Source organism: Variovorax sp. 20P10.2.4, assembly GCF_058244205.1.
In genome coordinates, this window is record NZ_JBZAYE010000041.1 from 1 (window position 1) to 24,793 (window position 24,793).

Below are 24,793 nucleotides of genomic sequence, written 5' to 3' on the forward strand. Positions count from 1 at the left end.
CAGGTGCTGCTGGCCGAGGAGGGCGCCTACTGGGACCGCGGCATCGGCGTCGCGCTGCCGGGCCCGGGCCTGGGCGAACCGCCGATCCTCTCGATGGGCACGCCCGAGCAGAGGCAGCGCTTTCTCTCGCCCTTCGTGAATCCGCAGCGCCCGATCTGGGGCGCCTTCGCGATGACCGAGCCCTCGGGCGGTTCCGACGTGGCCAACATCAAGACCCGCGCGCGGCGCGACGGCGAGCACTGGGTGCTCGACGGCGCCAAGTCCTTCTCGGGCAACTCGGGCCGCGCCGAATGGACCGTGGTGTTCGCCACCATCGATCCGGCGCTGGGCCGTGCGGGCCACCGCGCCTTCGTGGTCGAGCGCGGCACGCCGGGCTTCGGCGACTTCCGCATCGAGAAGAAGATGGGCCTGAAGGCCTACGAGTCGACCTCCTTCTTCCTCTCGGGCTGCCGCGTGCCCGCGGCCAACCTGCTCGGCGGCGAGGCCTACTACGAGCAACGCTCGGGCGGCTTCAAGGGCGCGATGAACACCTTCAACGCGGGCCGCCCGGCCATCGCCGGCATGGCGGTGGGCATCGGCCGCGCCGCGCTCGACGAGGCCGCGGCCTTCATGCAGGCCCAGGGCCTGGCCTCCGACCTGCGGCTGCGCGACCGGCTCGAGCGTTCGCGCCGCAAGCTCAAGGCCGCGCTGCTGATGGCGCTGCGCGCCGCCTGGCTGGCCGACCGGCGCCAGCCCAACATGCTCGAGGCCTCGGCCTCGAAGGCGCTCGCGCCGCCGGCCGCCTTCGAGGCCACGAGCTTCGCGATGGAGGTGCTGGGCCTGGCGGGCGGCCGTGGCGACCACCTGATCGAGAAGCTGTTTCGCGACGTGAAGGCGCTCGACATCGTCGAGGGCACCGGCCAGATCCAGCGCGTGGTGATGGCGCGGCATCTCGTGGGCCTGCCCAACTGAATCCCTCTTCTTTCTTCTCTATGACCGATACGACTTCCAACGCGCCCTCGGGCCCCCTCAAGGGCATCCGCGTGCTCGACCTCACGGCCGTGGTGCTCGGCCCGCTGGCCACCCAGATGCTGGCCGACTACGGCGCCGACGTGATCAAGGTCGAGCCGCCCGAGGGCGACATGATGCGCGCCAACGGCATCTCGCAGCACCCGGGCATGAGCTCGATCTTCCTGGCCGTGAACCGCAACAAGCGCTCGCTCGCGGTCGACCTCAAGTCGCCCGAGGGCGTGGCCGCGCTGCGCGCGCTGATCCCGCAGGTGGACGTGGTGGTGCACAACATGCGCGTGGCCGCGGTCGAGCGCCTCGGGCTCGGCTACGAGGCGGTGGCGAAGCTCAATCCCAAGGTGGTGTATTGCGCCGCCACCGGCTTCGGCCAGGACGGCCCGCACCGCGACAAGCCGGCCTTCGACGACATCATCCAGGCCGCCTGCGGGCTGGTGGGCGTGGGCTCGGTGGGGCGCGAGCAGCCCGACTACACGCCCAGCCTGATCGCCGACAAGACCACCGGCCTCGCGGTCTGCAACGCGGTGCTGGCCGCGCTGCTGCACCGCGAGCGCAGCGGGCAGGGCCAGTACGTCGAGGTGCCGATGCTCGAGACCATGGCGGCCTTCGTGCTGGCCGAGCACATGGGCGGCATGACCTTCCAGGGCTCGGCGGTGAAGGCCGGCTATCCGCGGCTGCTCGAGGGCGGGCGCAAGCCGGCGCGTACGCGCGACGGCTGGATCAGCATGCTGCCCTACACCGAGCGCCACTGGCAGGCCTTCTTCGTCGAGGTCGGCCAGCCCGAGCTGGCCGAGCGCTACAGCATCGCCAACCGGCAGGAGCGCAACGCGCAGGTGCGCGCGCTCTACGGCCACCTGCGCGAGCTGTCGCCGCTGAAGACCACGGCCGAGTGGATGGCGCTGTGCGAGAAGCTCGACATCCCGGCCACGCCGATCTATGCGCTCGACGACCTGCCCGCGCATCCGCACCTGAAGGCGGTGGGCCTGTTCGAGGACGCGCAGCATCCGACCGAAGGGCCGATCCGCCAGCTGCGGCCCACGGCGCGCTTCTCGGCCACGCCGACCCGCGTGTACCGCCAGGCGCCCACCGTGGGGCAGCACACCAGCGAGATCCTGCGCGAGGCCGGCCTCGGCGAGGAAGCCATCGCGCGGCTCAAAGCCAACCGCGCGGTGGCCGGCGAGTGAGGGGCGGGGGCATGAACTTCGAACTCGATGACGAGCACCGCATGCTCAAGGACCTGGTCGCGCGCTTCGTGCGCGACGAGCTGCTGCCGCTGGAGCCGGCGGTGCTGAAACGCGAAGCCGAGGGCGGGCAGCTGATGCTCATGCCCGAGGAGCACGAGCGGCTCGATGCGCTCTCGCGCGAACTCGGCCTCTGGGGGCTCGATGCGCCGGCCGAACTCGGCGGCTCCGACCTGCCGGTGACGGCGATGGTCGGGGTCAACGAGGAGCTCGGCAAGACCGTCGTGCCCTACGACCTGCCGCCCGATTCGCCGAACCTGCGCATGTTGCTGAAGACGGCCGACGCGGCGCAGACCGAGCGCTATCTCGCGCCCTATGCGCGCGGCGAGACGGTCTCGGCGATCGCCATCTCCGAGCCCGGCGCGGGCGCCGATCCGTCGGCGATGGGCACGCGCGCCGAGCGCGACGCGCAGGGCAACTGGGTGCTCAACGGCCGCAAGATCTGGATCAGCCGCGCCGCGCGCGCCGACTGGACCATCGTGATGGCCGTGACCGACAAGGCGCTCGGTTCGCGCGGCGGCATCTCGGCCTTCATCGTCGACAAGAACACGCCGGGCTTCATCGTCGAGCGTCGCATCCCGATGCTCGGCGGCGTGTCGACCTACGAGGTGGTGCTGCAGGACTGCCGCGTCGGCGCCGGCCAGCTGCTGGGCCAGGAAGGGCAGGGCTTCGCGCCGATGCAGGCGCGGCTGTCGAGCCGGCGCGTGCAGATGGCGGCCTGGTGCATCGGCCGCGCCCAGCGCGCGCTCGACATGGTCTGCGAGTACGCGCCGATGCGAAAGACCTTCGGCGCGCTGCTGTCCGACCGCCAGAGCGTGCAGTGGGGCGTGGCCGATGCCGCCACCCGCATCCATGCCTGCCGCCTCATGACCTACGAGGCCGCCGCGCGCATCGACCGCGGCGAGGAGGCGCGCTCGCAGGTCTCGATGATCAAGGTCTACGCCACCGAGATGGCCTGGGACGTGATCGACATGGCGATGCAGGTCTTCGGCGCCATGGGCATGACCAAGGAAATGCCGCTGCAGCAGATGGCCAACGAAACCCGGCTGATGCGCATCTACGAAGGACCCAGCGAGGTGCACCGCTGGGTGGTGGCGCGCGAGCTGTTGGGCTCGCGGCGCTGAAGACAGGAAACCAGGAGACGACCCCATGAGTGATTTCTCTCGCGACCGCCGCCGGCTGCTGCTCGGCACCGGCGCGGCGCTGGCCGGTGCCGCGAGCCTGCCCGGCCGCGCGCAGGCGCAGGCTTTTCCCTCGCACGCCATGCGCTTCATCGTGCCGTTCCCGCCCGGCAGCGGCACCGACATCACGGCGCGCCTGTTCGCCAAGAGCATCGGCGACCTCTCGGGCCAGGCGGTGACGGTGGAGAACAAGCCCGGCGGCAACGGCTTCATCGGCGTGCAGACGGCGCTGAATCCGCCGCACGACGGCCACACGGTGTTCATCGGCAGCAACTCGACGCTGACCACCAACGCCGCCACCTTCCGCAAGCTGCCCTACGACCCGATCGCCGACTTCGCGCCGATCACGCTGCTGTCGCGCGGCGCCTGCCTGGTCATCGTGCCGGCCGCCTCGGCCCACCGTTCGCTGGCCGACCTCGTGGCCGACGCGCGCAAGCGGCCCGGCAAGCTCAACTACGCGAGCGGCTCCATGTCGTACACGCTCTATTCGGAGTGGTTCAACGAGATGGCCAAGATCAAGACCGCCGGCATCAACTACAAGGGCGCGGGCGAGGCCGTCAACGCGGTGCTCACGGGCGAGGTCGACTTCGCGGTGGTCGACGCCACCGGCGCCAACGAGCTCGCGCGCTCGGGCCGGGTGCGGCCGCTGGCCTTCACCGCGCCCAAGCGCTCGATCGTGCTGCCCGAGGTGCCCACCGTCGGCGAGGCCGGCTACCCCGACTACCTCGCGTTCAACTGGGTCGCGGCCGCCGTGAGTTCGAAGGCGCCGCCGGCCGCGCTCGAGCAGCTCGGCGCGCTGTTCGCGAAGGCCGCGCAGACGCCCGAGATCCAGGCCTACTACCGCAAGCAGGGCACCGAACTGATCATGTCCTCGGCGCCCGAGCTGCGCCGCTACCAGGCCGAGGAGATCGAGCGCTGGAAGCGGCTGATGGGCATCACCGGCATCGAGTTGCAGTAGCATCGCGCGCGGTCCGGCCCGGGCGGTCGAGCGCGCAACATGCCGGCTGGGACCGCGGAGAACATGAAGTGGAGCAATCGGTCATCAAGACGGCGGGGCGGGTGTTTCAGGTGCTCGAGTACCTGCGGGAGGTGCGGCGGCCGGTGACGGTGCGCGAGATCTCCGAGCGGCTCGGCTATCCGCTGTCGAGCGCGCAGGTGCTGCTCAAGAGCGTCGCCACGTTGGGCTACCTGCGCTACGACTCCTCGCTGCGCGCCTACCTCGCCACGCCGCGCCTGGCCTCGATCGGCGACTGGGTGATGGACTCGATGTTCCAGGGCGGGCAGCTGCTCACCGTGCTCGGCGACATCGCGCGCGAGACCGGCTTCACCGCCATCCTCGCCGTCGAGAACGACATCTACGCGCAGTACGTGCATGTGATCTTCGGCAGCCGCGCGATCCAGTTCAACGTGCAGCCCGGCACGCGCCGGCTGCTGTGCATGTCGGGCACCGGCTGGGCACTGCTCGCGGCCAGCAGCGACGACCACGTGGCGCGCACCATCCATCGCAGCAATGCGCGCCTCAAGCCCGGCGGGCAGGACGTCGATGCCGACTACGTGAAGGCGCGCGTGCAGGAGACGCGCGAGCGCGGCTATGCGTTCTCGCGCGGCGTGGTCACCGAGGGCATCGGCATCATCGCGCTGGGCTCGGCTTCGAGCGCCTCGGGCGCGCGCTTCGCGGTCGGCGTGGGCGGCCTCGTGGAGCAGCTCGAGCGCGCGGCCGACACCGTGGTTCCGTCGATGCGCGAGCGGCTGCTGGGCACCGCGGCCAAGGCACCCGCGGCCGGCAGCCCGGCCTGACCGGTCAGGGCCGGACGACCTCGAGCAGGCGGTCGAGCCCGCCTTCGTTGATCGCCACCATCGCCTGCTCGCGCACCTTGGGCTTGGCGTGGTAGGCCACCGACAGGCCGGCCTCGCCCATCATCGGCAGGTCGTTGGCGCCGTCGCCCACCGCGATGCATTCCTGCGCCGAGATGCCCATCAGCGAGGCCACCTCGAGCAGGGTGCGGCGCTTCTCGGCGCCGTCGCAGATGTCGCCCCAGCTCTGCATCGCGACCTGGCCCGTGAGCTGGCCGTCGGCCTCGTCGAGCAGGTTCGAGCGCGCGAAGTCGATGCCCAGGCGCTCCTTCACGCGGTTGGCAAAGAAGGTGAAGCCGCCCGAGACCAGCAGCACCTTGAGGCCCGCCGCCTTGCAGGCCGCCACCAGTTCGGCGGCGCCGGGGTTGAGCCTGAGCCGCTCGTCGTAGACCTGCTGCAGCGCGCCGACCGGCACGCCTTTCAGCAGCGCGACGCGGCGACGCAGGCTTTCCTTGAAGTCCTTGATCTCGCCACGCATCGTGGCCTCGGTGATCGCGGCCACCTCGGCCTTCTTGCCGACCGCGTCGGCGATCTCGTCGATGCACTCGATGCTGATCAGCGTCGAGTCCATGTCGAAGGCGATGAGCTTGAAGTCCTGGAGGGCGAGCGGCGGCGTGAAGCGCTGGAGGACGAGGCCGGGGGAGGAGGGGGCAAGGGTCATTCAGTGATACCAGTTCTCGACGCGCAGGCCGGGCACGCGCGAGAACTCGCTGACGTTGCGGCTGACGACGATCAGGTTGTGCGCCATCGCGATGCCCGCGATGAGCAGGTCATAGGGGCCGATCGGCGTACCGGCCTGTTGCAGGTGGGCCTTGATCTGTCCGGCCGATTCCGCGCTCGCGCTGTCCAGCGGCAGGACGCGCAGGCGCTGCACCAGCTCGTCGAGCAGCGCTCGCTGCGGGCCCGGGTTGGCGGATTTGGCGAAACCGAACTCGAGTTCGAACAGATTGATGGCGCACAGATTCATGTCCGCATCGCTCGTGCCATTCATGCGCACGCGCACACCGCCCGTGCCGCGAAAGGCGTAGATGAGGGTGTTGGTGTCCAGCAGGTACTTCACAAGGACTCGCGCGGCGTATCGGGAGGCAGGTCCTTGTGCATGTCCTCGGTCAGGGGGAATTCGTCCCAGGCGGCTTTCTGCTTGTCGGCTTCGGCAAAGAAGCTCTGCCAACCGGTCTTCTTGCCGCGCTGCCCTTCACGCGCCACCAGCAGGGCGAACCAGCGGCTCAAGGGCAGGTTCGCCGCCGCTGCTGCCGCGCGCGCTGTTTTCTCGGACTCTTCGTCCAGGTAGATCGTGATTTGGGACATGGCGGATCTCCCGAAAAATTACATCGGCAATTATATAAGTGGCTGGCACTTATACGACGGCCGTGGGGCTTTCCTTGACCAGCGGCTGCCCCAGGCTGCGCAAAACATCGCGCACCATCTGTGCACGCTCCTTCGGCTCCTTGAGCTCGCGCTCGATGCGCAGTTTCTCGTTGCCGGCCAGCTTGATGTGCTTGTTCTTCTGGATCAGGTGGATGATCGCCATCGAGTCGACCGGCGGATCCTTCTTGAAGGTGATGTTGATGACGCCCGGCGCCGCATCGACCTTGACAACGCCGTAGGGCCGCGCGAGCACGCGCAGGCGGTGGGTGTCGATCAGGGTCTGGGCCTGCGGCGGCAGCTTGCCGAAGCGGTCGACGATCTCCTCCAGCAGGGTGTCGATCTGGTCGGGGTTCTTCGCGGTGGCGAGCTTCTTGTAGAACGACAGCCGCAGGTGCACGTCGCCGCAGTAGTCGTCGGGCAGCAGGGCGGGGGCGTGCAGGTTGATCTCGGTCGTGACCGACAGCGGCGACAGCAGGTCGGGCTCCTGCCCGGCCTTGAGCGAGCGCACGGCCTCGCTGAGCATCTCGTTGTAGAGCTGGAAGCCGATCTCCATCATGTTGCCGCTCTGGTTCTCGCCGAGCACCTCGCCGGTGCCGCGGATCTCGAGGTCGTGCATCGCGAGGTAGAAGCCCGAGCCCAGCTCCTCCATCTGCTGGATCGCATCGAGCCGCTGCGCCGCCTGCTTGGTCAGGCCCTCGGTGTCGGGCACCATGAGGTAGGCATAGGCCTGGTGGTGCGAGCGGCCGACGCGGCCGCGCAGCTGGTGCAGCTGCGCCAGGCCGAACTTGTCGGCGCGGCTCATCACGATGGTGTTGGCGGTCGGCACGTCGATGCCGGTCTCGATGATGGTCGAGCACAGCAGAAGGTTGTAGCGCTGGGCCACGAAGTCGCGCATCACGCGCTCGAGTTCGCGCTCGGGCATCTGGCCGTGGGCGACGGCGATGCGCGCCTCGGGCAGGATCTCCTCGAGCTTCTGGCGCCGGTTCTCGATGGTCTCGACCTCGTTGTGCAGGAAGTAGACCTGGCCGCCGCGCTTGAGCTCGCGCAGCACGGCCTCGCGGATCACGCCGGTGCCCTCGTTGCGGACGAAGGTCTTGATCGCGAGCCGGCGCTGCGGCGCGGTGGCGATCACGCTGAGGTCGCGCAGGCCCTCGAGCGCCATGCCCAGCGTGCGCGGGATCGGCGTGGCCGTGAGCGTGAGCACGTCGACCTCGGCGCGCAGCGCCTTCATGGCCTCTTTGTGGCGCACGCCGAAGCGGTGCTCCTCGTCGATGATCAGCAGCCCGAGGTTCTTGAACTTGACCGATTCCGAGAGCAGCTTGTGGGTGCCGACCACGATGTCGACGGTGCCCTCGGCCAGGCCCTTGGCGGCGGTCGTGATTTCCTTGGTCGAACGGAAGCGGCTCATCTCGGCCACCTTCACCGGCCACTTGGCGAAGCGGTCGACCAGCGTCTGGTAGTGCTGCTCGGCCAGCAGCGTGGTGGGCGCGAGGAAGGCCACCTGCTTGCCGCCGGTGACCGCGATGAAGGCGGCGCGCAGCGCGACCTCGGTCTTGCCGAAGCCGACGTCGCCGCAAACGAGGCGGTCCATCGGCTGCGGCGAGATCATGTCCTGCACCACGGCATGGATCGCGGCCTTCTGGTCGGCGGTTTCCTGGAAGCCGAAGTCGTTGGCGAACACCTCGTAGTCGGCCGGCGAATAGCGGAAGGCATGGCCCTCGCGCGCGGCGCGGCGTGCGTAGATGTTGAGCAGCTCGGCGGCCGAGTCGCGCACCTGCTCGGCGGCCTTGCGCTTGGCCTTGTCCCATTGGCCCGAACCGAGCTTGTGCAGCGGCGCCTCGTCGGCGCTGACGCCGGTGTAGCGGCTCACCAGGTGCAGCTGGCTCACGGGCACGTAGAGCGTGGCCTTGTCGGCGTACTCCAGGTGCAGCATCTCCTGCAGCAGCGGCTTGCCCTCGGCATCGCTGCCCTGGCCCAGGTCCATGTGGATCAGGCCGCGGTAGCGGCCGATGCCGTGCGCGGAGTGAACCACCGGGTCGCCCACGTTGAGCTCGGACAGGTCCTTGATCAGCGCCTCGACGTCGCTGACCTGTTCCTGCTTCTTGTTGCGGCGCCGGCCGGTGCTGCCGGTGGCGAACAGCTCGGTTTCGGTGACGAAGTCGATGCCCTGTTCGCGCCAGGCGAAGCCGGCCGCCAGCGCGGCGGTGGCGATGCCGATCTTTTCGTCGGCCGCGGCCTCGAACTCGGCCAGCGAATCGAAGGCCGGCGGGCTCACGCCGCTGGCGCGCAGGAAGTCGAGCAGGCTCTCGCGCCGGCCGTCGCTCTCCGCGATCATCAGCACGCGGTGCGGCGTGGCGGCGATGTGGGCCTTGAGCCGCACCAGCGGATCGTCGGCGCCGCGCACCACCGAGAAGGCGGGCAGGGTGTCGAACTCGGCGAAGGGCGCGGCGTCGGTGGTCGAGCGGATCGACAGCTGCGCGTGCGGCTTCACGCGCTGGTAGAACTGCTCGGCGTTGAGGAACAGCGCCTCCGGCGGCAGCGCCGGGCGCTCGGGGTCGCCGCGCACCAGGCGGTAGCGCTCGCCCGTGTCCTGCCAGAAGTGCTGGAACGCGGGCTCGAGCTCGCCGTGCAGCACCACGGTGGTGTCGGGTCCCAGGTAGTCGAACACGGTCGCCGTCTCGTCGAAGAACAGCGGCAGGTAGTACTCGATGCCGGCGGTGGCCACGCCGTTGCCCATGTCCTTGTAGATGCGGCTCTTGGTCGGGTCGCCCTCGAGCAGCTCGCGCCAGCGGCCGCGAAAGCGCGCGCGCGCGTCGTCGTCCATCGGGAACTCGCGGCCCGGCAGCAGCCGCACCTCGGGCACCGGGTACAGACTGCGCTGGGTGTCGGGGTCGAAGGTACGGATCGAGTCGATCTCGTCGTCGAACAGGTCGACCCGGTAGGGCACGGGCGAACCCATCGGGAACAGGTCGATCAGGCCGCCGCGCACTGCGTACTCGCCCGGGCTCACCACCTGCGTGACGTGGGTGTAGCCGGCCAGCGTGAGCTGCGCCTTGAGCTTGGCGTCCTGCAGCTTCTGCTTGGTCTTGAAATGGAAGGTGTAGCCCGCGAGGAAGGACGGCGGCGCGAGCCGGTAGAGCGCGGTGGTGGCGGGCACCAGCACCACGTCGGCTTCCTTCTGGCTGATGCGCCACAGGGTGGCCAGGCGCTCGCTGATCAGGTCCTGGTGCGGGGAGAAGCTGTCGTAGGGCAGCGTCTCCCAGTCGGGGAACAGGGCGCAGCGCAACTCGGGCGCGAAGAAGGCGATCTCGTCGATCAAGCGCTGGGCGTCGTTGGCATCGGCCGTGAACATGGCCGTGGCGCGGCCCGCGGACTTTTCGCGCCGCGCGAGCTGGGCCAGCAGCAGCGCATCGGCCGACAGCGGGGGGCGCGGCAGCGTGAAGCGCTTGCCCGCCGTGAGATGGGGGAGGTCCATAAAGGCTTGCTGGAAATGCACAACACCCCGCGCCGACTGGCGAGGGGTGTGCAATGGGGTCGATTCTAGAATGGCGGCCCTTCTTCTGCTTGTCGGCGCACTGGCCGACCGTCTGCCGCACCATGTCTTCTTCCCGCCTCTTCGTGCTGATCCCGTGCGCCGGTTCCGGCCACCGTGCCGGCCATGCGCAGTCCCCGCAGCCGAAGCAGTACCGGCGGCTGGCCGGGGCGCCGATGGTGGCGCACACGCTCGAGGCCTTCCGCGCGCTGAACGGGCGCTTCGCCGGCATCGCGCTGGTGGTGGCGCCCGAGGACCGCGACGTGGACGCCGCGCTGCCGCTCTTTCCGCTGCAGGACGAGCACCTGCTGCGCGTGGGCGGCGTGACGCGCGCGGCCTCGGTGCGCAACGGCCTGCTGGCGCTGCGGCAGAAGGGCGCCGGCGCGCACGACTGGGTGCTGGTGCATGACGCGGCGCGCTGCCTCGTGACGCCGAGCCAGATCGAGGCGCTGATCGCGGCCTGCGAGCACGATGCCGTCGGCGGCCTGCTGGCGCACCGGCTGGCCGACACGCTCAAGGTGTCGACGGCCGACAGCCGCGTGGCGCAGACCCTGCCGCGCGCCGACAAGTGGCTCGCGCAGACGCCGCAGATGTTCCGCATCGGCATGCTGCTCGACGCGCTCGAGCGTGCGGGCGACGCGGTGACCGACGAGGCCGGCGCGATCGAGGCGGTCGGGCTGACGCCGCTGCTGGTGCCCGGCAGCGCGCAGAACTTCAAGGTCACCTATCCCGAGGACTTCGCGCTGGCCGAGGCGCTGCTGCTGGCGCGCAAGAAGGTGCTCGCATGAGCGGTGCCTTCAACATCCGCGTCGGCGAGGGCTGGGACGTCCATCAGCTGGTGGCGGGGCGCAAGCTGATCCTCGGCGGCGTCGAGGTGCCCCATGTCACGGGCCTGCTCGGCCATTCCGATGCCGATGTGCTGCTGCACGCGATCACCGACGCGCTGCTCGGTGGCGCGAGCCTGGGCGACATCGGCCGGCATTTCCCGGACACCGATGCGCAGTTCCGCGGGGCCGATTCGGCCGCGCTGCTGGCCGAAGCGGCGCGCCGCGTGCGCGCCGAGGGCTGGCAGATCGGCAACGTCGACAGCACCGTGATCGCGCAGGCGCCGAAGCTGGCGCCGCACATCCCGGCCATGCGCGAGCGCATCGCGCAGACGCTGGGCATCGCGGGCGAACAGGTCAACGTGAAGGCCAAGACGGCCGAGAAGCTGGGCCCGGTGGGCGAGGGCCGCGCGATGGAAGCGCGCGCCGTGGTGCTGTTGCACCGCTGAGCGCGCGGTTCTTTTCTTTCAGATCTTGCGGACTGGCGGCTGCACCGGCCGCGGCGGCACCGGCATCGCGCGCGGCATACGGATGTGCGCCGCGAGGCCGCGTCCCGGCGTGCTGGTGAGCGCGAAGGTGCCGCCCATGCGCTCGATGTTCTTCGCCACGATCGACAGGCCCAGGCCCGCGCCCGCGGCCGAGGTGCGCGCCGCATCGCCACGGAAGAAGGGCTTGGTGAGCTGGGCGAGCTGGGCCGGCTCCACGCCGGCGCCGCGGTCGCGCACCTTGATCAGCACCGCGTCGTTGCTCGCCTGCGCCTGGATCACCACGTCGGCGATGCCGGTGGCGGGCGTCTTGCCGTAGCGGCGCGCGTTCTCGACCAGGTTGGAGATCACGCGCGTGAGCTCGACCTCGTCGCCCATCACGCGCAGGTCGGGCGGCACGTCGACCGTGATGCTCATCTCCTCGTAGTCCTGCACGGCGTAGGTGCAGGAGTCGACCACGTCGCGCAACAGCACCGGCTTGGGATCGACATGATCGGGCCGCGCGTAGTCGAGGAACTTGTCGATGATCGCGTCGAGCTGCGCGATGTCGGCGGCCATGTGGTCGCGCGCGTCCTCGTCGGCCACGCTCATCTCGGTCTCGAGGCGCAGCCGCGCGAGCGGCGTGCGCAGGTCGTGCGAGATGCCGGCCAGCATGATCGCGCGGTCCTGCTCGATCTTGGCGAGCTGGTCGGCCATGCGGTTGAAGCCGATGTTGACCGCGCGGATCTCGTTGGTGCGCGCGCGCTCGTCGAGCCGGTGCGCCTCGTACTCGCCCTCGCGCACCTGCATGGTGGCGCGCGAGAGCTGCTTGAGCGGCAGGTTGATGAGCCGCGTGATCAGCGCCGCGCCCGCGAGCGACAGCGCCATGGCGGTGCTGAGCCAGACCAGCCAGGTGCGCCCGCCCACGCGGCTGAAGCGCGTGGGGTCGAGCAGCAGCCAGTAGGTGTCGCTCTCGATCGTGAAGCCGATCCACAGGCCGGCCTCGTCGTTGACGCGGCTGGCCACCGTGGTGCCGGCGCCGAGCTGGTCGATCAGTTCCTCGGTCACGCGCTGGTCGAGCGCGCCGCTGGTGTAGGGCTGCACGCGGTCGTTGGGTTCGCGCGGCAGGATGCGCACGCCTTCCTGGTCGGCCAGCGTCTTGATCAGCGACACGCGCGTGATCGCGTCCGAGTACACCAGCGCCGCGCGCGTGAGGTTCACGAGCGAGGCGATCTGGTGCGCGGTCTGGATCGCGCGCGGTTCGTATTCGAGCGAGCGGAAGGTCTGCAGCCAGGCGACGGTGCAGCCGATCAGCAGGAGGGCGAGCAGGAAGAAGGTGCGCCAGAACAGGCTGAAGCCGAGCTTGAGCCCGGGGCGCCGGTCACGCTGCGCCGCGCCCTCGAGCGGGCTGGGCATCGTGACCTGGGCGCCATCCTCCTGGGGGGCTTCTCTTGCGGAGGGGAGGCCGATGGCCACCGCTGGTGCCGCGTCAGGCCGTGCCGTCCGGCACGAAGACGTAGCCCACGCCCCACACCGTCTGGATGTAGCGCGGTGCCGCGGCGTCGGACTCGACCAGCTTGCGCAGGCGCGAGATCTGCACGTCGAGGCTGCGGTCGAAGGGCTCGAACTCGCGGCCGCGCGCGAGCTGGGCCAGCTTCTCGCGCGACAGCGGCTGGCGCGGGTGGCGCACCAGCGCCTTGAGCATCGCGAACTCGCCGGTGGTCAGCGAGAGTTCCTCGCCGTCCTTCTTGAGCGTGCGCGAGCCGAGGTCGAAGGTGAAGGGACCGAAGGTGACGGTCTCGTTCTCGGTCGAGGGCGCGCCGGGCGCCTCGAGCGGCGGACGGCGGCGCAGCACGGCGTGCACGCGCGCCAGCAGTTCGCGCGGATTGAAGGGCTTGCCGAGGTAGTCGTCGGCGCCGACCTCGAGACCGACGATGCGGTCGACGTCTTCGCCCTTGGCGGTGAGCATGATGATCGGCGTGCGGTCGTTGGCGGCACGCAGGCGGCGGCAGATGGACAGGCCGTCTTCGCCGGGCATCATGAGGTCGAGCACGATCAGGTCGACCGTGTCGCGCAACAGGATGCGGTTGAGCGCCTTGCCGTCCTCGGCCACGATCACCTCGAAGCCTTCCTGGGTCAGGTAGCGGCGAAGCAGGTCGCGGATGCGGGCGTCGTCGTCGACGATCACGATCTTGTCGGTGCGAGCGGGAACTTGAGTCATTTCTACAACGTCGAATTTGTAACAGCGCCGATTCTGAAGGTGTTGGAAGCCGGTTGAGCCGGATTTGCTTTGAGACTGACACTAAGTTACAAAACTTGCGACCGCTCGCGGTCCAGTCATCCGATGTAAGCGCGGCGGTGGCACAGTGCCTCTGCCCTATGACTTTTGCGCAGAGATTTCTTTCATCCGCCACACCCTTGCTGCTGCTCGCGTGTGCCTGTGTGCCGTCGATCTCGGCGGCCGAATTCCTTCGGGTGGCCGATGGGCGCCGCTACGATCTGCGGGCCGCGGTGGCCGCGCACCGCGCTGCACAACGCGACGAGATGCGCCGCGGTGAAGCCATCGCGGGACGGCGCCTCACGCCGGCCGAGCTGTACGAATTGCGGCAGCAGGTGCGCGGGCAGTGGAGCACGCCGGGCATCTCCGCGCATTCGGCAGAATCGCAGCCGGCCGAACGCATCGTGCCGGCGCCGATGCCGGCCGCGCGGCTCCTGCCCGCGCCGCGCAGCCAGCGACCTTGAGCGCAGTGCGCGAGCCACGGCTCGCGCCGCGAGGGCGGGTGCACCGAGCACCCGTCTTCTTCTCGTACGTCGTCGACGTACCTACAACCTGGGAGAGCCAATCTTGAAAAGAACCATCACCTTGATCGCGGCCTGCGCCGCATGGGCCGGCATGGCCGGCGTGGCCATGGCGCAGAACGCTGTCGTGGCGCCGCCGCAGAACGTGCTGCAGCTCAGCGCCAACGGAACCGTCGAGGTGCAGCAGGACCTGCTGAGCATGACGCTCGTGACCACGCGCGACGGCACCGATGCCGGCAGCGTGCAGACGCAGCTGAAGGCCGCGCTCGACGCCGCGCTGACCGAGGCGCGCAAGAACGCGCAGGCCGGCCAGCTCGACGTGCGCACCGGCAACTTCAGCCTGTCGCCGCGCTACACGCGCGAGGGCAAGATCAACGGCTGGCAGGGCACGGCCGAGCTCGTGCTCGAGGGCCGCGACTTCCCGCGCATCGCCCAGACAGCCGGCCGCATCACGACCTTGACCGTCGGCAACGTGGGCTTCGGCCTGAGCCGCGAGCAGCGCGCCAAAACCGAGGCCGAGGCGCAGACGCTCGCGATCGACGCCTTCAAGCAGAAGGCGACCGAGCTGTCGAAGAACTTCGGCTTCGCGGGCTACACGCTGCGCGAGGTGTCGGTGAATGCGAACGATGGCGGGCCGATCCGCCCGCGCATGATGGCGGCCGCGGCCAAGTCCTTCTCGGCCGACGCCCAGGTGCCGATCGAGGCGGGCAAGACCAGCGTGGTGGTCAACGTCTCGGGATCGGTGCAGCTCAAGTAAGAGCCGCGGGGCGGGGCGCCTGGCGCGCTCCGCCCGTGTTTTCTCTTATTGCGCGGTCCAGCCGCCGTCCATCTGCCAGGCCACGCCGCGCACCTGGTCGGCCGCGGGCGAGCACAGGAACACGGCGAGCCCGCCGAGCTGTTCCACCGTGGTGAACTGCAGCGAGGGCTGCTTCTCGCCCAGCAGGTCGTTCTGCGCCTGCGTGGCGCTGATGCCTTCGCGCGCCGCGCGGTCGTCGATCTGCTTTTGCACCAGCTGCGTCAGCACCCAGCCCGGGCAGATCGCGTTGCTCGTGATGCCGGTGGTCGCGGTCTCGAGCGCCACCGACTTCGTGAAGCCGACGATGCCGTGCTTGGCCGCCACATAGGCCGATTTCTGGGCCGATGCCACCAGGCCGTGGGCCGAGGCGATGTTGATGACGCGGCCCCAGTTGGCTTCACGCATCGCGGGAATCGCCAGCCGCGTGGTGTGGAAGGCGCTCGTGAGGTTGATCGCGATGATCGCGTCCCAGCGTTCGGGCGGGAAGTCCTCGACCTTGGCCACGTGCTGGATGCCGGCGTTGTTGACCAGGATGTCGACGCGGCCGAATCGGTCGGCCGCGAACTTCATCATGTCCTCGATCTGATCGGGCTTGCTCATGTCGGCGCCGTGGTATTCGGCGCGCACGCCGAGCGCGGCGATCTGCGCCTTGGGCGCCTCGGCGTCGCCGAAGCCGTTGAGCACGATGTTCGCGCCCTGCTGGGCGAGGGCACTGGCGATGGCGAGCCCGATGCCGCTGGTGGACCCCGTGACAAGAGCGGTTTTGCCTTTGAGCATGAAGATGAATCTCCGGATGAATTAGGATGCGACGAGAAGATTATCCGCACCAGAACGGCCCTGTTTCCATGACCGAACCGACGCTTCACCACGTGGCGTGCAACGACACCCACGGCGGCCACCGCATGGCCTATTGGCAGTGGGGCGACGCGGGCAGCCCTCACCTGGTGCTCTGCGTGCACGGCCTGACCCGGCAGGGCCGCGATTTCGATGCGCTGGCCCGTGCGCTCGTGGCGCGCGCCCAAGGCCGGGTGCGGGTGGTCTGCCCCGACGTGGCCGGCCGCGGCGCCAGCGACTGGCTGCGCGACCCGGCCGCCTACCAGGTGCCGCTGTACGCGGGCGACATGGTGGCGCTGCTCGCGCAGCTCCAGCAGCAGCATCCGATCCAGACGCTCGACTACGTGGGCACCAGCATGGGCGGCCTGATCGGCTTCGTGCTGGCCGGGCACAAGGAACTGCCGCTGCCGGCGCCGGTGCGGCGCTTCGTCGTCAACGACGTCGGCCCGACCATCGAGGCGGCGGCGATCCAGCGCATCGCGGCCTACGTGGGGCAGGGCGGCCGGTACGACAGCCTGCAGCAGGCGGCCGATGCGCTGTGGGCGATCTCCACCAGCTTCGGTCCGCACACGCCCGAACAATGGCTCGAACTGACGCGACCCATGGTCGTGCCGGCCTCGCAGCGCAGCGCCGATGGCACGGCCAAGGTCGATGCGCCGGCCGGCACGGACGGTCCGTGGATGCTGCACTACGACCCGGCGCTCGCGGTCGGCCTGCGTGCCATCACGCCCGAAGCCGCGGCACAGGGCGGCGCCATCATGTGGGGCCTGTACGACGCGATCACGGCGCGCGTGCTCGTCACGCGCGGCGCCCAGTCCGACCTGCTGTCGCGCGAGACCGTCACCGCGATGACGCAGCGCGGCCCGCAGGCGGCGCTGGTCGAGTTCGAGGGCGTCGGCCATGCGCCGACCTTCGTCGATCCCGCGCAGGCCGCGGTGGTCGTGAACTTCCTGTTCGATTGAGGGCGGCGTGAAGCGCGAGTCTTCCAGCCTCCAGGGGATGCCGGCTTCGGACGGCATCGTCGTCGACTATCCGTTGTCGGCCGCCACCGCCGAGCGCTCGCCGGTGATGGAGAACATGCTCGCGCGCGCACGCGCCTTCGCCGAGCCGCTGATCGTCGACGAACTGCTCGACACCGGCGAGAACGCGCTGGCGCACGCCGACGCGGTGGCCGCCATCGTCAAGAAGATGGGCGGCTCCGAGGCCATGCAGGGCGCGAGCTATCTGGTCTATGCCTGTTCGCATCTCAACCGTCCTCAGGAAGTCATCGCCAAGGTCTTCGGCGACAACTTCGCGGCGCTGGCGGTGGAAACCACCAAGCTCGTGCGCGTGCAGGAGCAGGCCCGCGCGGCGGCGCGCGCCCACCAGAACGAGGGCGCGGGCGCCCAGACCGAGAACGTGCGCAAGATGCTGCTGGCGTTCTCGCGCGACCTGCGCGTGGTGATGCTGCGCCTTGCCTCGCGCCTGCAGACCCTGCGCTATGCGGCCGCCAGCAAGAAGCCGGTGCCCGAGGGCGTGGCGCGCGAATCGCTGCAGGTGTTCGCGCCGCTCGCGAACCGGCTCGGCATCTGGCAGGTCAAGTGGGAGATCGAGGACCTCTCGTTCCGCTTCCTCGAGCCCGAAACTTACAAGCTGATCGCGCGCCTGCTCGACGAGAAGCGCATCGAGCGCGAGAGCTACGTCGAGCAGTTGCGCTCGCGGCTCGAGAGCGAGCTGCACTCCGAGGGCATCCGCGCCGTCGTGCAGGGGCGGCCGAAGAACATCTACAGCATCGTCAAGAAGATGCGCGGCAAGTCGCTCGACTTCGCGCAGGTGTTCGACATCCTCGCCCTGCGCGTGGTGGTGCCCGACGTGAAGGACTGCTACGCGGCGCTGGCCTGGGTGCATTCGCACTTCCAGCCGATCGACGAGGAGTTCGACGACTACATCGCGCGGCCCAAGCCCAACGGCTACCAGTCGCTACACACCGTGGTGCGCGCGCTGGTCGACGGCCAGGTGGGCAAGCCGATCGAGATCCAGATCCGTACCGAGGAAATGCACGACCACGCCGAGCATGGCGTGGCGGCGCACTGGGCCTACAAGGAAGCCGGCCACAAGGGCTACGCGGGCGTGTGGGCCAGCGGCGAGTACGACGCCAAGATCGCGGTGCTGCGCCAGTTGCTGGCGTGGGAGCGCGACCTGTCGGGTGGCCTGCAGGGCCAGGGCCTGTTCGACGACCGCATCTACGTGCTGACGCCCGATGCGGCGATCGTCGAACTGCCGCAGGGCGCGACGCCGGTCGACTTCGCCTACACGGTGCACACCACGCTGGGTCACCGCTGCCGCGGCGCGCGCGTCGACGGGGCGATGGTGCCGCTCAACACGCCGCTGTCGAACGGGCAGACGGTGGAGGTGATCGCGGCCAAGGAAGGCGGGCCCTCGCGCGACTGGCTCAACGCGGAGCTCGGCTATCTCGCGAGCCATCGCGCGCGCGCCAAGGTGCGCGCCTGGTTCAATGCGCAGATCACGCACGAGACGGTGGCGCGCGGCCGCGAGGCGGTCGAGAAGCTACTGCAGCGCGAAGGCCGCACGGCCATGCGGCTTGAGGACCTCGCATCGCAACTGGGTTTCAAGTCGGCGGACCAGCTGTTCGAAGTGGTCGGCAAGGACGAGTTCTCGCTGCGTAACATCGAGACGCTGCTGCGTCCGCCCGAGCCGCCGGCGAATCCCGACGACGGTGTGCAGATCAAGAAGCCGCGCGCGAGCGAGAAGGCGGGCAAGGGCGGCGTGCTGGTGGTCGGCGTGTCCTCGCTGATGACGCAGCTCGCGAAGTGCTGCAAGCCGGCGCCACCCGATGCCATCGCGGGCTTCGTCACGCGCGGCCACGGCGTGAGCGTGCACCGCGTGGATTGCAGCAACTTCCGCACGATGGCCTCGCGCGACGGCGAGCGCGTGATCGACGTGGAGTGGGGCGCGACCAAGGGCGAGGCTCCGGTCTATGCGGTCGACGTCGCCGTGGAAGCGGCCGACCGGCAGGGCCTGCTGCGCGACATCTCCGATGTCTTCGCGCGCGAGAAGATGAACGTGATCGGCGTGCAGACGCAGTCGGTTAAGGGCACGGCATGGATGACCTTCACCGTGGAGATCGCCGATGCGGCGCGTCTCGCGCAGGTGCTCAACGTGGTCACGGCGGTGGCTGGCGTTCGATCCGCGCGACGTCGATGAAAAAGGGGCGGGCGGTCCAGAAACCGCCATTTCTCCTGCTATACTTTCAGCTTCTCGAAACAATCGCAGGCGCGTAGCTCAGCTGGTTAGAGCACCACCTTGACATGGTGGGGGTCGTTGGTTCGAGTCCAATCGCGCCTACCAAATCTCCCTCTGAAGAAGACCAGTCTTCAGGCACAACGGGAGATTTTGGGGAGATTCTTCTCCCCCTTGCAGTGAAGCCCGAAGCTTCATCTCCTGCCTCTTCATCCCATCCGTGATTCCGGCGTGACGTTGATGCGTCCTTCGTGGATTAGGGTTTGGGCGCTCGAGGCGAGCTGTGGCTAGTGGGGCGAAAGAGGATCCTACCGGTGGGTAGAATCGTTTTCGTAGAGATGCCCAGGTCCGACCGAGCGCTATTCCCTGGATCGGCCATTCGCCGGACTGGCGAACCGGACATTCGGCCGGCTTCCCGCCGTGGCAATCGCCCATTCGGATGGCCGCCGCAGGCAACCACCGGGCCATTTTCTTGTGCTAACTTGGCTGTCGTGCAGAGCCTTTTTTCTTTCCATTTCCTCCCGGGGATCGCCCGATGAACGCGCGATCGATCGCGATGGATCACGAACGCGTACAGGCGCGCCTGGTCGCGCTGATGAAGCAGGCGCCGATCGAGTTCGCGCGGGCCGTCTACGGCATCAACGACCGTGCGGGTGGCCGCCTCGACACCATGGCGGCGCGGGAGGTCGAGCGTGCGGCGCGGCAGGGCATGCCGGTCACGCAGGAGCGCGCCGAGCAGCGCGCCCGCGCCTATCTGCCGACGGCTGGCCACGAGCATTGCCCGCGCTGCTGGGTCGTCTATGGGCACAAGAGCCCGTTGCGGTTCCGCGAGGAGACGGCGGAGCGGCCCGAATCGGCCGCCTGCGCGGCTTGCGGCGCCGAATACGCCACCGCCGCGGAGTGAAGGCGCGGCCGCCGGTTGCGCGCGGTCAGGGTAAACCTTGTCGCGATGCAGCAAAACCGCTCCCTAGAATCATCCGATGACATGGGCGTCCATGTGAAGGAGTCCGCAGTGCAGAGCAAGAAGTCCGGGGTCAAGCCGGTACAGCGTGTGATCAAGAAGTACCCGAACCGAAGGCTCTACGACACCGAGACGTCCACCTACATCACGCTGACCGAGGTCAAGCAACTGGTGATCGAGCGCGCCCAGTTCGTGGTGCGCGATGCCAAGACCGGGGACGACCTCACGCGCAGCATCCTGCTGCAGATCATTCTCGAAGAAGAGGCGGGCGGTGCGCCGATGTTCACCGAACAGGTGCTGGCCAACATCATCCGGTTCTATGGCCAGGCCATGCAGAGCTACATGGCGCCCTACCTCGAGAAGAACATCCAGGCCATGACCGAAGTGCAGGCGCAGCTCGCCGAGAAGGCCGAGGGCCTGACGCCGGAGATGTGGTCGCGCTTCATGAGCATGCAGTCGCCGATGCTGCAGGGCCTGATGGGCAACTACGTGGAGCAATCGAAGAATGTCTTCCTGCAGATGCAGGAACAGATGCAGAAAAGCACCGAGCAGGTATTGGGCGCCTTTGGCATCAAGCGTCCCTGAAATACCTGTCGTCCCAGATAGCTGGGACAATAGGAGGCTATGAGCGAAGTTGCCTCCCACGAACGAACAGCCACGACGGCCGCCCCCAAGGTCGGCTTCGTGAGCCTGGGCTGTCCCAAAGCCCTTACCGATTCCGAATTGATCCTCACGCAGCTGAGCGCCGAGGGTTACCAGACCGCCAAGTCCTTCGAGGGCGCCGACCTGGTGATCGTCAACACCTGCGGGTTCATCGACGATGCCGTCCGGGAAAGCTTGGACACCATCGGCGAGGCGCTGGCCGAGAACGGCCGGGTGATCGTCACCGGCTGCCTGGGCGCCAAGACCGGCGACCAGGGCGGCAATCTGGTGAAGCAGATGCACCCCAGCGTGCTGGCCGTCACGGGCCCGCATGCCACGCAGGAGGTGATGGATGCGGTCCATGCCAACCTGCCGAAGCCGCACGATCCCTTCGTCGATCTGGTGCCCAACAGCTTCGGCGTGGCGGGCCTCAAGCTCACGCCGCGCCACTATGCGTATCTGAAGATCAGCGAGGGCTGCAACCATCGCTGCACCTTCTGCATCATTCCCTCGATGCGCGGCGACCTCGTGTCGCGGCCCGTGGGCGACGTGCTGAGCGAGGCGAAGGCGCTGTTCGAGGGCGGCGTGAAGGAACTGCTGGTGATCAGCCAGGACACCTCGGCCTATGGCGTGGACGTCAAGTACCGCACCGGGTTCTGGGATGGCAAGCCGGTCAAGACCCGCATGCTCGAGCTGGTGCGCACGCTCGGCGAGATCGCCGAGCCCTATGGCGCCTGGGTGCGGCTGCACTATGTCTACCCCTATCCGAGCGTTGACGAGGTCATTCCGCTGATGGCCAGCGGCAAGGTGCTGCCTTACCTCGACGTGCCCTTGCAGCACAGTCACCCCGATGTGCTGCGCCGCATGAAGCGTCCGGCCAGCGGCGAGAAAAACCTCGAGCGCATCGCGCGCTGGCGCGAGGTGTGCCCGGAACTCGTGATCCGCAGCACCTTCATTGCCGGTTTCCCCGGCGAGACGGAACAGGAATTCGAGCACCTGCTCGACTTCATCCGCGAAGCGCGCATCGATCGCGCGGGCTGCTTTGCCTACAGTCCGGTCGAGGGCGCCACCGCCAACGACATTCCCGGCATGCTGCCCGAGGCCGAGCGCGAGGCGCGCCGTGCGCGCTTCATGGAAGTGGCCGAGGCGGTGTCGATCGCCAAGCTGCAGGAGCGCGTGGGCGCCACGATGCAGGTGCTGGTCGATTCCGCGCCGGCGATGGGCCGCAAGGGTGGCGTGGGACGCACCTACGCCGACGCGCCCGAGATCGACGGCACCGTGCGGCTGCTGCCGCCCGAGAAGATCAGCAAGACGCTCAAGGTGGGGGAGTTCACGCGCGCGCGCATCGTGGGCGCCGAGGGGCACGACCTGATCGCGTTGCCCGTTTGATGATTCGAACGGACAAGAAAAAAGCCACCGTGAAACGGTGGCTTCATTCGAAGAATCTCAAGAACCTTTTGAAGCTGCTCTTGGATCTGGTGCCCAGAAGAGGACTCGAACCTCCACGATGTTACTCGCTAGTACCTGAAACTAGTGCGTCTACCAATTCCGCCATCTGGGCATTTCAGGAAAGCCTACGAGTATATCAAATCAAAAACGATTTTCTCGCGGCCTCGCAATTTTGTGCGCACGATGATGCGTTCACGACACAGGCACCGATGCGCGGACTGACCGCGCGCGCGCCGACGTCGATGACGACCATGATCGGAGCGGGCAAGAAAAAAGCCACCGGAGACCGGTGGCTTGAATCGAAGGACTCGATGAGAGTCTATTTAAACTTGGTGCCCAGAAGAGGACTCGAACCTCCACGATGTTACTCGCTAGTACCTGAAACTAGTGCGTCTACCAATTCCGCCATCTGGGCCCGCATACTTGCCGAAGCAGGTACGCTTTGAATTTCAGGAAAGAAGGAGATCATATCAAAAATAATGTCACTTCCAGCGGCTTGCTGGATGAATTCGAAGGCTCGGTTCAGGGCCATCGCGACGGACATGGCTTCGTGCAACGCGACGACGGCGAAGCCGACATCTATCTGCCCCCCAACGAGATGCGCGCGGTCCTGCACAAGGACCGGGTCAAGGCGCGCGTGGTGCGGCTCGACCGCCGCGGTCGCCCCGAAGGGCGCGTGGTCGAGATCATCGAGCGCCCCGAGCAGCCGATCATCGGCCGCCTGCTTCACGAGGGCGGCATCTGGCTCGTGGCACCGGAGGACAAGCGCTACGGCCAGGACGTGCTGATTCCCAAGGGCGCGACCGGTCCCGCCAAGGTGGGGCAGGTGGTCGTGGTGCAGCTCACCGAGCCGCCCGCGCTCTTCGGCCAGCCCGTGGGCCGGGTGAAGGAAGTGCTCGGCGAGATCGACGACCCCGGCATGGAGATCGAGATCGCGGTGCGCAAGTACGGCGTGCCGCACGAGTTCTCCGAAGCGTGCCTGGCCGAGGCCAAGGCGCTGCCAGAGAAGGTGCGTCCGGCCGACAAGAAGGGCCGCGTCGACCTCACCGACGTGCCGCTGGTCACGATCGACGGCGAGGACGCGCGCGACTTCGACGACGCCGTGTACTGCGAGCCTGCGAAGGTCGGCCGTGGCAAGGGCTGGCGCCTCCTGGTTGCGATTGCGGACGTCAGCGCCTATGTGCGCACCGGCTCGGCGATCGACATCGATGCCTACGACCGCGCCACCAGCGTGTACTTCCCGCGCCGCGTGATTCCGATGCTGCCCGAGAAGCTCTCGAACGGCCTGTGCTCGCTGAACCCCGAGGTCGAGCGCCTGTGCATGGTCTGCGACATGCTGGTCGCGGCCGATGGCGAGATCTACGCCTACCAGTTCTATCCGGCCGTGATGTTCAGCCACGCGCGATTCACGTACACCGAGGTAGCTGCCATCCTCGGCAACACGCGCGGCCCCGAGGCGGCCAAGCGCAAGGAGCGCGTCAAGGACCTGCTGAACCTCGCCGACGTCTACAAGGCGCTGCTCAAGCAGCGCGGCAAGCGCGGCGCGGTCGACTTCGAAACCACCGAGACGCAGATCATCTGCGACGACGCCGGCCGCATCGAGAAGATCGTGCCGCGCACCCGCAACGAGGCGCACCGCCTGATCGAGGAAGCGATGCTCGCGGCCAATGTCTGCAGCGCCGACTTCATCGCCGAGGGCAAGCACCCGGGCCTGTACCGCGTGCACGAGGGCCCGACGCCCGAGAAGAAGGAAATCCTGCGCGGCTACCTGAAGGCGATGGGCGTGGGCCTGAGCATCACCGACGATCCGGCGCCCGGCGAATTCCAGGCCATCGCCGAGGCGACCAAGGAGCGCCCCGACGCGCAGCAGATCCACACCATGCTGCTGCGCTCGATGCAGCAGGCGATCTACACGCCGATCAACAGCGGCCACTTCGGCCTGGCCTACGAGGCCTACACGCACTTCACGAGCCCGATCCGGCGCTATCCCGACCTGCTGGTGCACCGGGTGATCAAGGCCATCCTCGGCAAGACGCGCTACCAGCTGCCGATGCTGCCGACGCCGGGCGAGGCGCACGCCAAGCTCGCCAAGCGGCTGGCCTCGCGCGTGAAGGCGCCGACCACCAAGCCGCAGAAGGCCACGGTCGCGCCGACCAAGGAAGTGCAGGCCTGGGAAGCCGCCGGGCTGCATTGCAGCGCCAACGAGCGCCGCGCCGACGAGGCCAGCCGCGACGTCGAGGCCTGGCTCAAGTGCAAGTACATGCGCGAGCACCTCGGCGAGGAATACGGCGGCGTGGTCACCGCGGCCACCACCTTCGGCATCTTCGTCACGCTCGATGCGATGTACGTCGAGGGCCTGGTGCACATCACCGAGCTCGGCGGCGAGTACTTCAAGTTCGACGAGATGCGCCAGGAGCTGCGCGGCGAGCGCACGGGCATCCGCTATGCCATCGGCACACGGGTGCGGGTGCAGGTCAGCCGCGTCGACCTCGACGGCCGCAAGATCGATTTCCGCCTGGTGCGCGAAGGCGAGGAGCTCACCGCGCGCGCCATGAAGGACAAGGGTGCCGCGGCCGGCGGCGTGCCGGTCAAGGCCTCGGCCA

Annotated in this window: 22 protein-coding genes and 3 tRNA genes; 16 read left to right on the forward strand and 9 right to left on the reverse strand. The window is 68.5% G+C overall.

All coding sequences use genetic code 11. The features are described from left to right. From AC27VN_RS06540 to AC27VN_RS06560, 5 genes are all read left to right on the forward strand, one after another. Positions 1-951: acyl-CoA dehydrogenase family protein (locus tag AC27VN_RS06540; RefSeq protein WP_490876033.1), on the forward strand; the 951-nt coding region annotated here is incomplete at its 5' end. Between the two features lie 20 nt (positions 952-971). Further along, positions 972-2,189, forward strand: a complete 1,218-nt coding sequence (locus AC27VN_RS06545; RefSeq protein ID WP_490876034.1) for a CaiB/BaiF CoA transferase family protein — start codon at positions 972-974, stop codon at positions 2,187-2,189. Between the two features lie 11 nt (positions 2,190-2,200). Further along, entirely contained in the window at positions 2,201-3,370 is a 1,170-nt protein-coding gene (locus AC27VN_RS06550) for an acyl-CoA dehydrogenase family protein (protein WP_490876035.1), read from the forward strand. A 25-nt stretch (positions 3,371-3,395) separates the two neighbouring features. Next, positions 3,396-4,385 carry a Bug family tripartite tricarboxylate transporter substrate binding protein gene (locus AC27VN_RS06555; RefSeq protein ID WP_296776620.1) on the forward strand — a complete coding sequence of 330 codons (990 nt, stop codon included), beginning with the start codon at positions 3,396-3,398 and terminating at the stop codon, positions 4,383-4,385. 68 nt (positions 4,386-4,453) lie between these two features. Further along, positions 4,454-5,224: an IclR family transcriptional regulator gene (locus tag AC27VN_RS06560; protein WP_177239289.1), complete on the forward strand. Its 771-nt coding sequence runs from the start codon at positions 4,454-4,456 to the stop codon at positions 5,222-5,224. A 4-nt stretch (positions 5,225-5,228) separates the two neighbouring features. Here the strand turns inward: AC27VN_RS06560 and serB are convergent, their stop codons facing one another. The 4 genes from serB to mfd are packed head-to-tail and all read right to left on the reverse strand — an operon-like array spanning position 5,229 to position 10,124. Continuing rightward, on the reverse strand, positions 5,229-5,942 hold the full coding sequence (gene serB, locus AC27VN_RS06565; RefSeq protein ID WP_490876036.1) for a phosphoserine phosphatase SerB: 714 nt from the start codon (positions 5,940-5,942) through the stop codon (positions 5,229-5,231). After that, the gene (locus AC27VN_RS06570) at positions 5,943-6,341 is read right to left on the reverse strand and encodes a type II toxin-antitoxin system VapC family toxin (protein ID WP_203201221.1); all 399 of its coding nucleotides are present in this window, start codon (positions 6,339-6,341) and stop codon (positions 5,943-5,945) included. Then, positions 6,338-6,589: a CopG family transcriptional regulator gene (locus AC27VN_RS06575; RefSeq protein ID WP_143129128.1), complete on the reverse strand. Its 252-nt coding sequence runs from the start codon at positions 6,587-6,589 to the stop codon at positions 6,338-6,340. Before AC27VN_RS06575 ends, AC27VN_RS06570 begins: the two co-directional genes overlap by 4 nt. Before the next feature lie 49 nt (positions 6,590-6,638). Continuing rightward, positions 6,639-10,124, reverse strand: coding sequence for a transcription-repair coupling factor (mfd, locus tag AC27VN_RS06580; RefSeq protein WP_490876037.1), 3,486 nt, complete (start codon positions 10,122-10,124; stop codon positions 6,639-6,641). 122 nt (positions 10,125-10,246) lie between these two features. Between mfd and ispD the strand changes: the two genes are divergently transcribed. Together ispD and ispF are read left to right on the forward strand one after the other, a co-directional pair. Continuing rightward, the gene (ispD, locus tag AC27VN_RS06585; protein WP_093342490.1) at positions 10,247-10,969 is read left to right on the forward strand and encodes a 2-C-methyl-D-erythritol 4-phosphate cytidylyltransferase; all 723 of its coding nucleotides are present in this window, start codon (positions 10,247-10,249) and stop codon (positions 10,967-10,969) included. Continuing rightward, positions 10,966-11,454: a 2-C-methyl-D-erythritol 2,4-cyclodiphosphate synthase gene (ispF, locus tag AC27VN_RS06590; RefSeq protein ID WP_490876038.1), complete on the forward strand. Its 489-nt coding sequence runs from the start codon at positions 10,966-10,968 to the stop codon at positions 11,452-11,454. Before ispD ends, ispF begins: the two co-directional genes overlap by 4 nt. Positions 11,455-11,472: 18 nt before the next feature. On the opposite strand, the gene AC27VN_RS06595 is transcribed toward ispF, so the two are convergent. Together AC27VN_RS06595 and ompR are read right to left on the reverse strand one after the other, a co-directional pair. Continuing rightward, on the reverse strand, positions 11,473-12,885 hold the full coding sequence (locus AC27VN_RS06595; RefSeq protein ID WP_490876043.1) for a sensor histidine kinase: 1,413 nt from the start codon (positions 12,883-12,885) through the stop codon (positions 11,473-11,475). 73 nt (positions 12,886-12,958) lie between these two features. Beyond that, positions 12,959-13,690: an osmolarity response regulator transcription factor OmpR gene (gene ompR, locus AC27VN_RS06600; protein WP_093342288.1), complete on the reverse strand. Its 732-nt coding sequence runs from the start codon at positions 13,688-13,690 to the stop codon at positions 12,959-12,961. A 197-nt stretch (positions 13,691-13,887) separates the two neighbouring features. Between ompR and AC27VN_RS06605 the strand changes: the two genes are divergently transcribed. Both AC27VN_RS06605 and AC27VN_RS06610 read left to right on the forward strand, forming a co-directional pair. Further along, positions 13,888-14,211: a hypothetical protein gene (locus tag AC27VN_RS06605; RefSeq protein ID WP_256222452.1), complete on the forward strand. Its 324-nt coding sequence runs from the start codon at positions 13,888-13,890 to the stop codon at positions 14,209-14,211. 103 nt (positions 14,212-14,314) lie between these two features. Continuing rightward, positions 14,315-15,025, forward strand: a complete 711-nt coding sequence (locus AC27VN_RS06610; protein ID WP_490876039.1) for an SIMPL domain-containing protein — start codon at positions 14,315-14,317, stop codon at positions 15,023-15,025. Between the two features lie 45 nt (positions 15,026-15,070). On the opposite strand, the gene AC27VN_RS06615 is transcribed toward AC27VN_RS06610, so the two are convergent. Further along, positions 15,071-15,841: a 3-hydroxybutyrate dehydrogenase gene (locus tag AC27VN_RS06615; protein ID WP_209541410.1), complete on the reverse strand. Its 771-nt coding sequence runs from the start codon at positions 15,839-15,841 to the stop codon at positions 15,071-15,073. A 68-nt stretch (positions 15,842-15,909) separates the two neighbouring features. On the opposite strand from AC27VN_RS06615, the gene AC27VN_RS06620 reads away from it, so the two are divergent. From AC27VN_RS06620 to rimO, 6 genes are all read left to right on the forward strand, one after another. Then, positions 15,910-16,860, forward strand: coding sequence for an alpha/beta fold hydrolase (locus tag AC27VN_RS06620; RefSeq protein ID WP_490876040.1), 951 nt, complete (start codon positions 15,910-15,912; stop codon positions 16,858-16,860). A 37-nt stretch (positions 16,861-16,897) separates the two neighbouring features. Continuing rightward, positions 16,898-19,102: a RelA/SpoT family protein gene (locus AC27VN_RS06625; RefSeq protein ID WP_371268788.1), complete on the forward strand. Its 2,205-nt coding sequence runs from the start codon at positions 16,898-16,900 to the stop codon at positions 19,100-19,102. A gap of 67 nt (positions 19,103-19,169) precedes the next feature. Further along, positions 19,170-19,246: transfer RNA gene (locus tag AC27VN_RS06630), tRNA-Val, on the forward strand. Positions 19,247-19,673: 427 nt separating this feature from the next. Continuing rightward, positions 19,674-20,042: a hypothetical protein gene (locus AC27VN_RS06635; protein ID WP_490876041.1), complete on the forward strand. Its 369-nt coding sequence runs from the start codon at positions 19,674-19,676 to the stop codon at positions 20,040-20,042. Positions 20,043-20,123: 81 nt separating this feature from the next. Further along, positions 20,124-20,684 carry a polyhydroxyalkanoate synthesis repressor PhaR gene (gene phaR, locus AC27VN_RS06640; RefSeq protein WP_057591651.1) on the forward strand — a complete coding sequence of 187 codons (561 nt, stop codon included), beginning with the start codon at positions 20,124-20,126 and terminating at the stop codon, positions 20,682-20,684. Positions 20,685-20,723: 39 nt separating this feature from the next. After that, positions 20,724-22,130, forward strand: a complete 1,407-nt coding sequence (gene rimO, locus AC27VN_RS06645; protein ID WP_398499401.1) for a 30S ribosomal protein S12 methylthiotransferase RimO — start codon at positions 20,724-20,726, stop codon at positions 22,128-22,130. Between the two features lie 87 nt (positions 22,131-22,217). Here the strand turns inward: rimO and AC27VN_RS06650 are convergent. Further along, positions 22,218-22,302 (reverse strand) — tRNA-Leu (locus AC27VN_RS06650). A gap of 218 nt (positions 22,303-22,520) precedes the next feature. Beyond that, positions 22,521-22,605, reverse strand: a tRNA-Leu gene (locus AC27VN_RS06655). Positions 22,606-22,686: 81 nt separating this feature from the next. On the opposite strand from AC27VN_RS06655, the gene rnr reads away from it, so the two are divergent. Next, a partial coding sequence (rnr, locus tag AC27VN_RS06660) for a ribonuclease R (RefSeq protein ID WP_490876042.1) occupies positions 22,687-24,793 on the forward strand: 2,107 nt, incomplete at its 3' end.

Bases quoted from the DNA above. Each gene is read 5' to 3' on its own strand.
- AC27VN_RS06545 (WP_490876034.1), top strand. From the start codon at position 972: ATGACCGATACGACTTCCAACGCGCCCTCGGGCCCCCTCAAGGGCATC.
- AC27VN_RS06550 (WP_490876035.1), top strand. From the start codon at position 2,201: ATGAACTTCGAACTCGATGACGAGCACCGCATGCTCAAGGACCTGGTC.
- AC27VN_RS06555 (WP_296776620.1), top strand. From the start codon at position 3,396: ATGAGTGATTTCTCTCGCGACCGCCGCCGGCTGCTGCTCGGCACCGGC.
- serB (WP_490876036.1), bottom strand. From the start codon at position 5,942: ATGACCCTTGCCCCCTCCTCCCCCGGCCTCGTCCTCCAGCGCTTCACG.
- AC27VN_RS06575 (WP_143129128.1), bottom strand. From the start codon at position 6,589: ATGTCCCAAATCACGATCTACCTGGACGAAGAGTCCGAGAAAACAGCG.
- mfd (WP_490876037.1), bottom strand. From the start codon at position 10,124: ATGGACCTCCCCCATCTCACGGCGGGCAAGCGCTTCACGCTGCCGCGC.
- ispD (WP_093342490.1), top strand. From the start codon at position 10,247: ATGTCTTCTTCCCGCCTCTTCGTGCTGATCCCGTGCGCCGGTTCCGGC.
- ispF (WP_490876038.1), top strand. From the start codon at position 10,966: ATGAGCGGTGCCTTCAACATCCGCGTCGGCGAGGGCTGGGACGTCCAT.
- AC27VN_RS06595 (WP_490876043.1), bottom strand. From the start codon at position 12,885: ATGCCCAGCCCGCTCGAGGGCGCGGCGCAGCGTGACCGGCGCCCCGGG.
- ompR (WP_093342288.1), bottom strand. From the start codon at position 13,690: ATGACTCAAGTTCCCGCTCGCACCGACAAGATCGTGATCGTCGACGAC.
- AC27VN_RS06615 (WP_209541410.1), bottom strand. From the start codon at position 15,841: ATGCTCAAAGGCAAAACCGCTCTTGTCACGGGGTCCACCAGCGGCATC.
- AC27VN_RS06620 (WP_490876040.1), top strand. From the start codon at position 15,910: ATGACCGAACCGACGCTTCACCACGTGGCGTGCAACGACACCCACGGC.
- AC27VN_RS06625 (WP_371268788.1), top strand. From the start codon at position 16,898: ATGCCGGCTTCGGACGGCATCGTCGTCGACTATCCGTTGTCGGCCGCC.
- AC27VN_RS06635 (WP_490876041.1), top strand. From the start codon at position 19,674: ATGAACGCGCGATCGATCGCGATGGATCACGAACGCGTACAGGCGCGC.
- phaR (WP_057591651.1), top strand. From the start codon at position 20,124: ATGGGCGTCCATGTGAAGGAGTCCGCAGTGCAGAGCAAGAAGTCCGGG.
- rimO (WP_398499401.1), top strand. From the start codon at position 20,724: ATGAGCGAAGTTGCCTCCCACGAACGAACAGCCACGACGGCCGCCCCC.